The organism is Hydrogenothermus marinus (genome assembly GCF_003688665.1).
Lineage (GTDB): Bacteria > Aquificota > Aquificia > Aquificales > Hydrogenothermaceae > Hydrogenothermus > Hydrogenothermus marinus.
This window is the reverse complement of record NZ_REFO01000010.1, coordinates 491,704-505,272: the sequence shown is the minus strand read 5'-3', so window position 1 is coordinate 505,272 and position 13,569 is coordinate 491,704. Positions and strand designations below refer to the sequence as shown.

Sequence of the window (13,569 nt, the reverse complement as noted above, 5' to 3'; positions counted from 1 at the left end):
TTTATATTTCTTATTCTTTTTTCTCTCTATAAAGGGTTTATTATTTTAAACCTTTCTCTTTTTTTGTCAAGTTCTTTTTAAAAGGTGTTCTAAAAATATAGAGTCAGATGTAAAATAAGGTAAAAACTAAAAGTAGGGGGGAATAAAAATAAGAAGAACTAGATTGAAATTCAAAAAAATAATCAAAATAACTAAATCAATACTAAGAGAAAAAAGCAAAAAAGAGAAAAAAGGGAAAGGAAGACCAAAAGAATATCCAGACTATTTAATTATATCAATATTTCTATACCAAATTCTAAAAGGATATTCATATAGAGAAGTATTAGAAGAAACAAAAGATATAATACAGAAATTACCATCATTATCTGTATATCATTATAGGGTAAAGACTTTGCCAAAAAGTTTATTACAAAAAGTAATACACAAAACAGCAATAATCATAATAAAAAAGATAAAGAAAAAAGCTTCTTATTTTATAGCAGATGGAACAGGATTTAGTTTTGATGATATATACCCTCTTAAATACTTAAGAGGATTAGAAATAAGGAAGGTACAAAATCATATAAGAATAGTACCTAATAAGTATAGTTACAGAAGATAAAAAAAGAATAGTTTTATGGGCAGAAGAAGGGGAAGCATATGCAAGTGAAATAAAGCTTTTAGAAAGGGCTTTAAAAAATATAGATATATCTAAAATTAAAGTTTATTCCTTTATAGCAGACAAAGGATTTGATAGTATTAAAATAATGGAAGATATAGCAAAATCAGGAGTAGAATTAGCTATTAGAGTAAAAGAAACATTTAGGATAAATGTAAAACATCCATTAAGGAAAAAATCAAAAGAAGGCTGGAATAAGTTTGGTAGGTATAGATATTTAATAGAGAGCTTATTTGGTAATATAAAACAGAAATTAGGGGGAGTGTCTATAAAACTGTGTAAATTTTAACATAACCTAAACTCTCCCTTCAAATAAAATTGAAAGTTGGCCATAAATCCTTCCCCATTCTGTAATAGGTTTCCTTGCCCACTTTTTCTCAAACTCTACGGCTACTATATACAAATTCTTTAGTAAAGCTTCATCTGAAGGATATACTCTTTTTCCTTCTGTTATTTTCCTAATCTTACTATTAACACTCTCTATTATATTCGTTGTATATAGCACTTTCCTAATTTCTACTGGAAATTCAAAAAATGCCATTAATTCTTCCCAATTTGCTCTCCAGCTTCTTCCTATGTGAGGATATTTATCTGACCATTTCTCCTCAAATTCCTCTAATCTTATCTCTGCTTCTTCTCTTGTCGCCGCTTGATATATCCTCTTTAAATCTTTTGCTATTTGCTTCTTCTCTTTCCATGATACATATCTTAAAGAATTCCTAACCTGATGAACTATACATCTTTGTATGTATGCTTTTGGATATACGTTTAATATCGCTTTACTCATTCCTGTTAAGCCATCTACACTAAATATTAATACATCTTCTACTCCTCTACTTTTTAAATCATTTAAAATTTTTAACCAAAATGCTGCACTTTCTGTTTCGCTTATCCAAAAACCAAGTATATCTTTATATCCTTCTTTATTTATTCCTATAACCACATTTACTGCTTTTTGAACTACTTTTCCTTCTTGTTTAACTTTAAAAAAGATACTATCCATAAAAATTATAGGATATACCTTCTCTAAAGGTCTATTTTGCCATTCTTCTATTTTTGGAATTAGTCTATCTGTTATTTTTGATATTAATGATGGGCTTATGTCCATTCCATACATATCAAGTAGTAGTTCTTGTATATCTCGTGTTGACATTCCTTTTGCATATAATGCTATTATTTGGTTTTCTAATTCATCTATCATTGTTTTTCTTTTAGGAAGTATTTTAGGTTCAAACTCTGAATTTCTATCTCTTGGTGTTTTTATTTCTATTTCTCCAGCATCTGTTTTTACTGTTTTGGATATGTGGCCATTTCTGTAGTTATCTTTCTTTGTTCTTTCATATTTTGGGTATCCTAAGAATTCTTCTAATTCTGCTTCAAGGGCTTCTTGTAATGTTTATTGAACTAAATCTCTAATTCTTTGTTTGATTAAGTTAATTTTTTCTTCCATAGTGTCCACCTCCTAAAATTTATTGAATTATTTTTACACACTTTGGTGGACACTCCCAAATTAGGATCCCACTTTAGGGTAAAAAATCAAGAAATATCTAAGAAAATGGGTTTAGCTGTTTTTGCCATTTATAATATGTATCTTTTAGTTATTTTTTTCTTTCTTATTACTACCTTATTTTTATTTTTGATTGCTTAATTTTAGAACATCTTATACCAAATAATTGACAAATTTAATATGAAGTGTTATATTTTTTATCCTTGATTTGAGCCGCTAGCTCAGTCGGTAGAGCACCGGTCTTTTAAACCGGTGGTCCCGGGTTCGATCCCCGGGCGGCTCATAGTATGCCCCCGTCGTCTAGCCAGGCCTAGGACACCGGCCTTTCACGCCGGCGACACGGGTTCGAATCCCGTCGGGGGCATTTTTTATTTTCTTTATTTTCATAGTTAAATTTTTTAATAAAGATACCCTTAAAACTACTTGTAAATTTACTAAATATGAATAAAAGTATTAAAATATACTGATATAACTAGTAATTTTAGTAAACACAACCTTTATAAAAGTTTTTATCCTAATCTACATTAACGATGATTGATTTTTAAATTTCGCAAAATAAAGAAAGCAGGTCGGTTAGCTCAGATGGCTAGAGCGCCTGCTCGACACGCAGGAGGTCGGAGGTTCGAATCCTCCACCGACCATTATTCCCATTCAATTGTTCCTGGAGGTTTTGAGGTTATATCATAAACTACTCTGTTTACACCTTCTACTTCATTTATTATTCTTCTCATTATATTGTCTAATAAATCATAAGGGAGCCTTGCCCAATCTGCAGTCATTCCATCTTTAGATTCAACAGCTCTAATAGCTATTACTTTTTCATAAGTTCTATAATCTCCCATAACACCAACAGTTTTTATAGGAAGTAAAACAGCAAAAGATTGCCATAAATCTCTATATAGCCCAGTTTTTTTTACTTCTTCTACTACAATTGCATCTGCTTCTCTTAAAATTTCTAAATCTTCTTTATTTACTTTTCCAACTATTCTTATAGCAAGTCCTGGCCCTGGGAAAGGTTGTCTATAAACAATATCATCAGGAAGTCCAAGTTCTTTCCCAAGTTCTCTAACTTCATCTTTAAAAAGCTCTCTTAATGGTTCTATTAGCTTTAAATTCATTTTTTCAGGTAGACCACCAACATTATGATGAGTTTTTATTACAGCAGAAGGGCCTTTAACAGAAACACTTTCTATAACATCAGGATAAAGAGTTCCTTGAACTAAATACTCAACATCTGGAATTTTTTTTGCTTCTTCTTCAAAAATTTCTATAAAAAGATTTCCAATTATTTTTCTTTTTTTCTCAGGATCTTCTACGCCTTCTAAAGCTTTTAAGAACCTTTCTTTAGCATCTACTACAATTAAAGGTATATGGAAATTATCTCTAAATGTTTTTTCTACTTGTTCTCTTTCTCCTTTTCTTAAAAGGCCATTATCAACAAATATACAAGTTAAATTGTCCCCAATAGCATTATGGACTAAAACTGCAGCAACAGAAGAATCTACTCCTCCTGATAAAGCACAGATAGCTTTTTTATTTCCTACTTCTTTTCTTATTTCTGCTTGCTTTTCCATTAAGAAATTTCCCATAGTCCAATTAGGTGTTATGCCACATATATTTACTGCAAAATTTCTAAGAACTTCTTTTCCCATATAAGAATGAGCAACTTCAGGATGGAACTGAACACCCCATATTTTTTTATCTTTATTTCTTATTGCCGCATAAGGAGAATTAAAAGTAATTGCTATAGGCTCAAAACCTTCTGGTAATTCTAAAACCCTATCTCCATGACTCATCCATACATGGATATAGTCAGGAAAATCTTTAAATAAGTCTTCTTTATTTAATATCTCAAGTTCTGCTCTTCCATATTCATGTCTTTCTGCTTTAACTACTTTTCCACCAAAATGATGAGTAATAAGTTGAAGTCCATAGCATATACCTAAGATAGGAAGTCCTAAATCAAAAACTCTTTCATCTGGCTTTGGAGCATCTGGTTCGTAAACTGATGCAGGGCCTCCTGAAAAGATTATTCCTTTTGGATTATGTTTTTTTATTTCTTCAATAGGTGCATTAAAAGGTAAAATCTCACTATAAATATTAGCTTCTCTAATTCTTCTTGCTATTAATTGAGTATATTGAGAACCAAAATCTAAAATTACAACTCCTTCATGCTTCAAAACTTTCACCTCAAACAAAATTTTACTGAAATAATTATAAATCAGGTTGAAATTTTTATCTTTTTGAATAAAATATTAGTGTATTTTAATCAAATTTTTTATGTAAGGTTATTGCATTTTTTTAAAAAATTATATATAATAAAAATTAAGAATTAATAATTAAATAAAAAGGAGGTAGATGGAGATGGCAAGTTTAAAACCACTCTATGATAGAGTTGTTGTAAAACCAATTGAAGAAAAAGAAGGTAAAACACCATCTGGAATTATAATTCCAGATACTGCTAAAGAAAAACCTTCAGAAGGTGAAGTAATTGCAGTTGGAGAAGGAAGACTTTTAGAAAACGGACAAACAGTTCCTTTAAAAGTTAAAGTTGGAGATAAAGTAGTTTATAGCAAATATGCAGGGAATGAGTTTGTTGTTGATGGTGAAGAACTTATTGTTTTAAGAGAAGATGACATTTTAGCAATCATTGAAAAATAAAAAAAGGAGGTGAAATAGATGGGTGCAAAACAAATAATTTATGGTGATGAAGCAAGAGCAAAATTAAAAGCAGGTGTTGATAAACTTGCAAATGCAGTAAAAGTAACTCTTGGACCAAGAGGAAGAGAAGTTTTATTAGAAAAAAAATGGGGATCTCCAAATGTAACTAAGGATGGAGTATCTGTAGCAAAAGAAATAGAACTTAAAGATCCTTATGAAAATATGGCAGCTCAACTTGTTAAAGAAGTTGCTTCAAAAACAGCTGATGTTGCTGGTGATGGTACAACTACAGCAACAATCTTAACTCAAGCAATCTTTACTGAAGGATTAAAAGCAATTTCTGCAGGAGCAAATCCTGTATATGTAAAAAGAGGAATTGATGAAGCAGTAAAAGCTATTGTTGAAAAATTAAAAGAAATGTCAAAAGAAGTTTCAGGAAGAAAAGAAATAGAACAAATTGCTACAATTTCAGCAAATAATGATCCAGAAATTGGAAAAATAATAGCTGATGCTATGGAAAAAGTTGGTAAAGATGGTGTAATTACTGTTGAAGAATCAAAAACTGCAGAAACAACTCTTGATGTAACTGAAGGTATGCAGTTTGATAGAGGATATTTATCTCCATACTTTGTAACTGATCCTGAAAAAATGGAAGCAGTATTAGAAAATCCTTACATCTTAATTTATGAGAAAAAAATCAATAATATAAAAGAACTTTTACCAGTTCTTGAAAAAGTTGTTCAAACAAATAGACCACTTTTAATAATTGCTGAAGATGTAGAAGGTGAAGCACTTGCAACATTAGTAGTAAACAACTTAAAAGGTGTATTAAAAGTTGCAGCTGTTAAAGCTCCAGGATTTGGAGAAAGAAGAAAAGCAATGCTCCAAGATATTGCTATCTTAACTGGTGGTACTGCTATTACTGAAGATCTTGGAATTGCTCTTGAAAATGTTGATCTTGATATGCTTGGACAAGCTGACAAAGTAGTTGTAGATAAAGATAACACTACAATTGTTGGTGGAAAAGGAAATCCAGAAGATATAAAAGCAAGAATTGAACAAATCAAAAAACAGATAGAAACTACAACATCTGATTATGATAGAGAAAAACTCCAAGAAAGACTTGCAAAACTTTCTGGTGGAGTTGCAATAATAAGAGTTGGAGCTGCTACAGAAGCAGAATTAAAAGAGAAAAAAGACAGAGTAGATGATGCAGTTCATGCTACAAAAGCAGCTGTAGAAGAAGGTATTGTTCCAGGTGGTGGAACAGCATTACTTAGAGCTTCTAAAGTTCTTGAAGATTTAAAAGAAGAAAACCCTGATAAAGCTTGGGGTATCAAAATAATTAAAAATGCTGCTAAAGTACCTTTAAAACAAATAGCTTACAATGCAGGATATGAAGGTTCTGTAATATTAGAAAAAGTAGAAAAAGAAAATAAAGAAAATTACGGATTTAATGCAGCAACTGGTGAATTTGTAGACATGATTGAAGCTGGTATTATAGATCCAACTAAAGTTGTTAGAACTGCTATACAAAATGCAGCATCAATAGCAGGAACATTACTTACAGCTGAAGCTCTTGTTGCAGAAATACCTGAAAAAGAAGAAAAACCAGCTGGTGGTGAAATGCCAGGAATGGGAGATATGGGCTTCTAAGAGAGCCTTCAAAAATAAAAAAGCCCCCTTAAAGGGGGCTTTCATTTTTTAAATTAAATTATTTTTCAGCACCTTGAACTTGTCTAATTCTTTTTGCAAGCTCTCTAATTGCTTCTATCTCAGAATATCCTTGATCCATTAACTGCCTAACTGTTTGAGCTTTTGCTAAAGTATTAACTACTTCCAAAACATCATCTCCTATTTTACAATCAGATTTTCCTTGAGTTTCTATAGCTTGAGTTATACAGTTATCAAGTTGCTCTGGAGTAAATTTTTTTGCAAGCTCTTTTATCTCTTTTATATTCATTTTTATTACCTCCTAAAGTTTCAATTTTCCTTTATACTTTTTGGAAAGCTCTCTTTTTAGTTGTTTTTCTTTTAAAGCTTCTCTTTTTTCGTATTTTGCTTTTCCTTTTGCTAATGCTATCTCAATTTTTGCTTTTCCATTTTTAAAATAAATTTTTGTAGGAACAATTGTCAATCCTTTTTCTTGAATTTTACCCATTAGTTTTAAAATTTCCCTTTTGTGTAATAATAGTTTTCTTTTTCTTGTTGGATCATGTTGAAGTCTTCCTGCAGGTTTATAAGGACCAATATAAAGGCCTACAACATAAGCTTCTCCATCTTCTATTCTTATATAAGCATCTCTTAGATTTACATTTCCTTCTCTTAAAGCTTTTACTTCTGTTCCTTTTAAAACTAATCCTGCTTCATAAGTTTCAAGAATATTATAATTGTGATAAACCTGCTTATTAGTAGCTACTACTTTTATTGTCATTTGTCTCTCCATTTTTTTGTAGAATTGTATATTATAATCTTATTCCGCAGGTTTTGTTATGCAAAAATACATAATTATTATATTTTTGTTTCTTTTTAATTTATCTTTTGCAAAAATAGATTACTTTTTAGAATTAAATATTCAGGCAAATACTTTAAATGGTATAGCTACTATTAATTATGATAAAGAAAAACCAAAAATTTTCTATAAATCAGTTTTAATAATAAAGAAAATAAAAGAAAAGAAAAATCAGATAAAAATTTTCTTCTCAAGAAATTTAAATTATAAAGAAGAAATAACTATTTTCTCAGATGGGAATTTTTATCCTACTATAGATGAGCTTGCATATTATCATTTAAAATTAAAAATTCCAAATGGATTTATACCTATTTCTGAATCAGAAAATATAATAAAAAAAGAAAATGTATATATTTTTGAATTTCCTTATAAAGCAGAAGGAATAAATATTTTTGCAAGAAAAGATTATAAAATAGAGAAACTAAAAATAAGAGATGATTTAACCATTTATGGATATTTTTATAAAAATGGAACAATAAAATTATTGTTTCTTGCAAAGGATTATATAAAACATTATGAAAGTATGTTTGGGAAATTTCCTTACAAAAGATTTTCAATTGTTGAGACTTCTTATCCTTATGGATTTTCATTTCCAACATTTACTACAATTTTTAGTTTTTTGATAAATAAAGATTTTATTTTTAATTCATCTTTACCACATGAGATTTTACATCAATGGTTTGGTTGTAGTATTTATGTAGATAGTAAAAATGGAAACTGGTCAGAAGGATTAACAACCTATTTTTCTGATTATTATTTTTCAAAAAATAAAAAAGAGTATAGAAAAATTACTTTAGAAAAGTATGATGCTTTAGCAAATAAAAATATTCCTTTAAAGGATTTTAAGTATAAAAAAGATAAATCTTATGAAGCTCTTGGTTATGGAAAAGGTATGTTTTTCTTTTATATGCTTGAAAATTTAGTTGGTAAAAATCTATTTTTAGAAGGTATTAGAACATTTTATAAGGAAAATAAGTTTAAAAGAGTAGGTTTTTATGATATAGAAACATCTATTGAAAAGTACTATAAAAAAAGTTTAGAGCCATTTTTCAATCAATGGTTAAATAAGGCATACAATCCGGATTTTAGTTTTAAAATTAATGATGTTATTTACAATATTGACCATTTTGAGATTTTTTTAACCTTTATACAAAAAGAAAAATTTTCTTTAAATCTTCCTGTAGTAGTTGAAACTAATGATGGAAAAGAAAGGAAAGTTATTCAAATCTCAGATAAGAAACAAAAGGTAAAAATAAAAACTAAAAGTATCCCATTTAGAATATATATAGATCCAGAATATCAAGTTTTTAGGATCTTAAAAGATGAAGAAATAGATCCTCTTTTATATTATGGATTAAAAAATGTAAATAAATTAAACAAAAATTTTAAAATTTCTAATTTAGAAAATAAAAATATTTTATTTATAGATAATGATTTTTCATATCTGAAAAATATAATTGGTAATTTTGAGATACCAAAAGGAAAATTTGTTTATTCTTTTAAAAATCCACTTGGAAACAAAAAATTTATATTTTTAACAAATGATGAAAAATTATACAAATTAGCTACTAATCATTATGGAAATTATACAGGAGTTATTTTTGGTAAAGATATAAAAAAGGCAAGGAGTATAAGTTTTTATGAGTATTATAAAAATATTTATGATAAACCAGAAGTAGTAGATATACAAAAAGGAGCTTACAACTTTCAAAATCTTTTAAAAAATATTAAAAATAAAAGATTAATATACATAGGAGAAAATCATACTGAGTTTGAAGATCATATAATTCAACTTGAGATTATAAAAAATATTTATAAGAAATATAAAAGAATAGTAATTGGAATGGAAATGATTCAAAAACCTTTCCAACAGGTAGTTGATAATTACATAGATGGAAAAATTTCTGAAAAACAATTTTTGTCAAAAATAGAGTATTACAAAAGATGGGGATATGATTATAGACTTTATAAACCTATTTTTGATTTTGCAAGAAAAAATAAAATAAAAATTATAGCTTTAAATCTTCCTGTAGAAATAACAGAAAAAGTAAGAAAATGTGGATTAGGTTGTTTATCTGAAAAGTATAAAAAATATATTCCTAAAAACTTAGATTTTTCAAATAAAGAGTATAGAGAATTTCTTAAAATAATTTATAGTATGCATTCAAAAAATAAAGGCAATTTTATATATTTTTATGAAAATCAGATTTTATGGGATGAGACAATGGCAGAAACTATAGCAAGCTTTATAAAACAAAAACCAGATTATAAACTTATAATCCTTGCAGGAAATGGTCATTTAAGATATAGATATGGAATACCAGATAGAGTTAAAAGAAGAACAGAATTAAATGGAGTTGTAATATTAAACAATGACGAAATAAGAAAAAATATAGCAGATTATATAATTTATATGGATAAAATAAGATATAAGAAAAGTCCAAAATTAGGAGTATTTATAGAAGAAAAAGATGGAAAAGTTATAATTAAGAAAGTTTTAAAAAACTCTCTTGCAGAGAAATTAGGATTAAAAAAAGAAGATATAATTGTTCAAGTTTCAGATATGAAAATAAAAAATATATATGATTTGAAGTTGGCATTAACTTTCTTAAAGAAAGGAGAATTTATATATATAAAAAGAAAAGGAAAATTAATAAAAATAAAAACTAAATTTACAGCCTAATAGATTTTACACCTAAATCTATTTAGTGATATAATATTAAACTTGAAAGTTTATATAAAATTTAGGAGGTTTTTGATGTCCATTACTCAAGAAAAGAAAGCTGAGATTATAAAAAAATATGCAAGACATGAAGGTGATACAGGTTCTCCAGAAGTTCAGATTGCTATATTAACAGAAAGAATTAAAAACTTAACAGAACACATTAAACAGAATAAAAAAGATCTTCACTCAAGAAGGGGTCTTATTGGAATGGTTAACAAAAGAAGAAAATTATTAAAATACTTACAAAGAGTAGATGAAGAAAGATACAACAAAATTGTTGAGGAACTTGGATTAAGACAAAGTGCTGGGAGTAAATAATGGATAATGCAAACTATACTGCTTACACTGTTTCTGAAAAAATAGATGACTCTGTTATAACTATAGAAACTGGTTATTTTGCAAGACAATCCAGTGGAGCAGTTATAGTTAAACAGGGAGGAACAGAAGTATTTGTTGCTGTTGTTGTTTCGCCAGAAGCACAGCCAGATATAGATTTTCTTCCACTTACTGTTGAATATAGAGAAAAAACATATGCTTATGGAAAAATTCCTGGTGGATTTGTAAAAAGAGAAGGTAAACCATCTAATAGAGAGATTCTTGTATCAAGATTAATAGATAGACCTATTAGACCATTATTCCCAAAAGGTTTCCATAACGATATTATTATTACAGCTATGACTTTATCTGCAGATGATAAACATGATCCAGATGTATTAGCTATATTAGGAGCATCTGCAGCTTTAACAATATCTGAAGCACCTTTTGAAGGACCTATTGCAGGAGTTAGAGTTGGAAGAGTTGATGGAAAATTTGTAATAAATCCAACTTATGAGGAAAGAGAAAAATCAGATTTAGATATAGTAGTTGCCGGTAGTAAAGATGCTATTGTAATGGTAGAAGGTGGAAGCGAAGAAGTACCTGAAGAAATAATTTTAGATGCAATTATGTTTGGCCATGAATATATTAAAAAACTTATTGATTTTCAACTTGAACTTGCTTCAAAAGTAGGAAAAGAAAAAATAGTTGTTGAAAAAGATGAATTTGAAGAAGATTTAAAAAATAAACTTGTAAACTATAAAGAAGAAATACTTAATGCCTTTAAAATAGAAGATAAAAAACAAAGAAATAGAACAATAGATGAAATATTTAATAAAGTAATAGAAGATTTAGAAATTCCAGAGGAACTTCAGACAAAAGCTGGATTTGTTTTCAAAGAGTTTGTTTCTGAAGTTATGAGAGAACAGGTTTTCAAAGAAAAAATTAGAATAGATGGAAGAAAACCTGATGAGATAAGGCCAATTTGGATAAAGGTACATCCTTTACCAAGACCTCATGGTTCAGCAATATTTACAAGAGGTCAAACTCAAGCCCTTGGAGTTGTAACCTTAGGAGCACCTGGTGAAGAACAGATAGAAGAGAGCATAGAAGAAGGTGAAGAAAAGAAAAGATTTATGCTTCATTATAATTTTCCTCCTTTTAGTGTTGGAGAAGCAAGACCTCCAAGAGCACCTTCAAGAAGAGAGATAGGACATGGAGCATTAGCAGAAAGAGCCTTAGAACCTTTAATTCCTTCTGAAGAAGAATTTCCTTATGTAATAAGAGTTGTTTCTGAAATATTAGAATCTAATGGATCAACTTCGATGGCTTCTGTTTGTGTAGGTTCTCTTTCTTTATTTGATGCTGGAGTTCCTATGAAAAAACATGTAGCTGGCATTGCTATGGGACTTCTAAAAAATGAAGATGAGTATATAATTCTTACAGATATACTTGGAGACGAAGATCATCTTGGAGATATGGACTTTAAAGTAGCAGGGACAAGAGATGGTGTTACTGCTATACAGATGGATATAAAAATAAAAGGATTAACTAAGGAAATATTACAGGAAGCACTTGAAAGAGCAAGAGAAGCAAGACTTTATATACTTGATTTAATGTATGATGCTATACCAAAACCAAGAGAAGAAGTTTCTAAATATGCTCCAACTGTTGTTAAATTAAGAGTTTTACCAGATAAAGTACCTTTAATTATAGGCCCTTCTGGTAAGAATATCAAGAAGATAATTGATGAAACAGGTGTAAAAATAGATATTGAACCTGACGGTTTAGTTAAAATATATGCAGTTAATAAAGAAGCTGCAGATAAAGCTGCAGCTATGATAGATGAGCTTGTAATGGATATTGAGAAAGGAGACGTTTTCTTAGGAAAAGTAACAAGAGTAGAAGATTATGGTGCATTTGTAGAACTTCTTCCTGGTAGATTAAGCTTATTACATGTTTCTCAGATAACAGGAGAGAGATTAAAATCTGCTAAGGATAAAATATCTGTAGGTGATGTTCTTAAAGTTAAAGTAATAGATGTTGATGAGCAAGGTAGAGCTAAGGTTTCTTTATTAGATGTAAAAGAGGAAGATATTCCAAAAAATAAAGATATATTTCAAGGTTAAAGGGTTAGCTTAGTTACTAACCCATTTTCATTCTTTATTAAACCTTTCATTTCCATCTCAAATAGCAAAACTGTTAATTCATCTAATTTTATATCTATTTTTTCAGATAATTCATCAATATGAATCTGAGTTTGGATTAAATTTAAAATATCTTTTTCAATGTCATTTAGTTGTATATCTTTCTCAAAAGAAGTTAAATATCCTATTTCTTCTAAAATAGTATTTTCATCAATTATTGGAGTTGCTCCATCTTTTATTAAAATATTACAGCCTTTACCATTTTTATTATCAATATTAGATGGTACCGCAAAAACAGTTTTTCCATAATCATTTGCAAATCTTGCAGTAATTAAAGAACCTGATTTTTCTGGAGCTTCTATTACAACTGTAGCTTCAGACAAACCTGCTACAATTCTATTTCTTTGAGGAAATGTATATTTTGATGCTTTTGTACCAAAAGGAAACTCTGAGATAACTGCTCCATTTTCAGAAATTTCATCAAATAATTTTTTGTGAGATGGTGGATATAAAAAATCAAAACTTGAACCTAAAACTGCTACTGTTTTTCCATTTTCTTTTAATGCTGTTTTATGGGCAATACTATCTATTCCATAAGCACCGCCTGATACTATGCATATATCTGATTTTACTAAGTTTTTAGTAATTAGCTCTGTAATTTTCTTTCCATAGTAGGTAGGTTTTCTTGTACCAACTATTGAGATAGAGTAATTATTAGGTAATTTACCTTTTATAAATAAAACAGGTGGAGGATCTGGGATATTTTTTAGGTTTTCAGGATAATTTTTATCTTCATAACATAAAATAGAAACCTTAAATTTTTCTGCTAAAAAAAGCTGTTTTTCTGCAAGTTTTTTATATTTTAGGCTTTCTTCCAAAACAAGCTCTGCAATTTTAGGACTAAATCTATTAGAAATTTCCTCAAAAGAAGAATTATATAAATTTTCAATATTTCCGAAAATATCTATTAAGGACTTAATTGTTTTATGTCCAAGTCCTTTTGTGAAATAAAGCTGTAAATATTTTATAATATTTTCCATAAAA

General features: G+C 28.7%; 11 protein-coding genes, 3 tRNA genes and 1 pseudogene. 10 read left to right on the top strand and 5 right to left on the bottom strand.

All coding sequences use genetic code 11. The features are described from left to right. Positions 1 to 163 precede the first annotated feature (163 nt). Both CLV39_RS02990 and CLV39_RS02985 read left to right on the top strand, forming a co-directional pair. On the top strand, positions 164 to 601 hold the full coding sequence (locus CLV39_RS02990; protein WP_121922727.1) for a hypothetical protein: 438 nt from the start codon (positions 164 to 166) through the stop codon (positions 599 to 601). Further along, positions 579 to 947 (top strand): transposase, encoded by a 369-nt coding sequence (locus CLV39_RS02985; protein ID WP_121922726.1) that lies wholly within the window; start codon positions 579 to 581, stop codon positions 945 to 947. Before CLV39_RS02990 ends, CLV39_RS02985 begins: the two co-directional genes overlap by 23 nt. Positions 948 to 953: 6 nt before the next feature. Here CLV39_RS02985 and CLV39_RS02980 read toward each other — a convergent pair. Continuing rightward, a pseudogene (locus CLV39_RS02980) lies at positions 954 to 2,039 on the bottom strand (IS256 family transposase); the annotation flags it as partial. 336 nt (positions 2,040 to 2,375) lie between these two features. Here CLV39_RS02980 and CLV39_RS02975 point away from each other — a divergent pair. The 3 genes from CLV39_RS02975 to CLV39_RS02965 all read left to right on the top strand — a co-directional run bounded on the left by CLV39_RS02975 (position 2,376) and on the right by CLV39_RS02965 (position 2,806). Then, positions 2,376 to 2,448: transfer RNA gene (locus CLV39_RS02975), tRNA-Lys, on the top strand. Positions 2,449 to 2,454: 6 nt separating this feature from the next. Then, positions 2,455 to 2,529 (top strand) — tRNA-Glu (locus tag CLV39_RS02970). Positions 2,530 to 2,732: 203 nt separating this feature from the next. Continuing rightward, positions 2,733 to 2,806, top strand: a tRNA-Val gene (locus CLV39_RS02965). Here the strand turns inward: CLV39_RS02965 and guaA are convergent. Beyond that, complete coding sequence (gene guaA, locus CLV39_RS02960) at positions 2,807 to 4,345, bottom strand: glutamine-hydrolyzing GMP synthase (protein ID WP_121922725.1); 1,539 nt, start codon at positions 4,343 to 4,345, stop codon at positions 2,807 to 2,809. A 184-nt stretch (positions 4,346 to 4,529) separates the two neighbouring features. On the opposite strand from guaA, the gene groES reads away from it, so the two are divergent. Beyond that, positions 4,530 to 4,826, top strand: a complete 297-nt coding sequence (groES, locus tag CLV39_RS02955; RefSeq protein ID WP_121922724.1) for a co-chaperone GroES — start codon at positions 4,530 to 4,532, stop codon at positions 4,824 to 4,826. 18 nt (positions 4,827 to 4,844) lie between these two features. Further along, positions 4,845 to 6,482 (top strand): chaperonin GroEL, encoded by a 1,638-nt coding sequence (gene groL / locus CLV39_RS02950; RefSeq protein WP_121922723.1) that lies wholly within the window; start codon positions 4,845 to 4,847, stop codon positions 6,480 to 6,482. Between the two features lie 58 nt (positions 6,483 to 6,540). On the opposite strand, the gene CLV39_RS02945 is transcribed toward groL, so the two are convergent. Together CLV39_RS02945 and smpB are read right to left on the bottom strand one after the other, a co-directional pair. After that, on the bottom strand, positions 6,541 to 6,789 hold the full coding sequence (locus tag CLV39_RS02945; protein WP_121922722.1) for a DUF6952 family protein: 249 nt from the start codon (positions 6,787 to 6,789) through the stop codon (positions 6,541 to 6,543). Positions 6,790 to 6,801: 12 nt separating this feature from the next. Next, positions 6,802 to 7,272, bottom strand: a complete 471-nt coding sequence (gene smpB, locus CLV39_RS02940; protein ID WP_281271958.1) for an SsrA-binding protein SmpB — start codon at positions 7,270 to 7,272, stop codon at positions 6,802 to 6,804. A 46-nt stretch (positions 7,273 to 7,318) separates the two neighbouring features. On the opposite strand from smpB, the gene CLV39_RS02935 reads away from it, so the two are divergent. The 3 genes from CLV39_RS02935 to CLV39_RS02925 all read left to right on the top strand — a co-directional run bounded on the left by CLV39_RS02935 (position 7,319) and on the right by CLV39_RS02925 (position 12,507). Further along, the gene (locus tag CLV39_RS02935; protein ID WP_121922720.1) at positions 7,319 to 10,021 is read left to right on the top strand and encodes a ChaN family lipoprotein; all 2,703 of its coding nucleotides are present in this window, start codon (positions 7,319 to 7,321) and stop codon (positions 10,019 to 10,021) included. Positions 10,022 to 10,096: 75 nt separating this feature from the next. After that, the gene (gene rpsO / locus CLV39_RS02930) at positions 10,097 to 10,381 is read left to right on the top strand and encodes a 30S ribosomal protein S15 (protein WP_121922719.1); all 285 of its coding nucleotides are present in this window, start codon (positions 10,097 to 10,099) and stop codon (positions 10,379 to 10,381) included. Continuing rightward, positions 10,381 to 12,507: a polyribonucleotide nucleotidyltransferase gene (locus CLV39_RS02925; protein ID WP_121922718.1), complete on the top strand. Its 2,127-nt coding sequence runs from the start codon at positions 10,381 to 10,383 to the stop codon at positions 12,505 to 12,507. The genes rpsO and CLV39_RS02925 overlap by 1 nt, the downstream gene beginning before the upstream one ends. On the opposite strand, the gene dprA is transcribed toward CLV39_RS02925, so the two are convergent. Then, positions 12,504 to 13,565, bottom strand: a complete 1,062-nt coding sequence (gene dprA, locus CLV39_RS02920) for a DNA-processing protein DprA (RefSeq protein ID WP_121922717.1) — start codon at positions 13,563 to 13,565, stop codon at positions 12,504 to 12,506. The genes CLV39_RS02925 and dprA overlap by 4 nt on opposite strands. Positions 13,566 to 13,569: the final 4 nt, after the last annotated feature.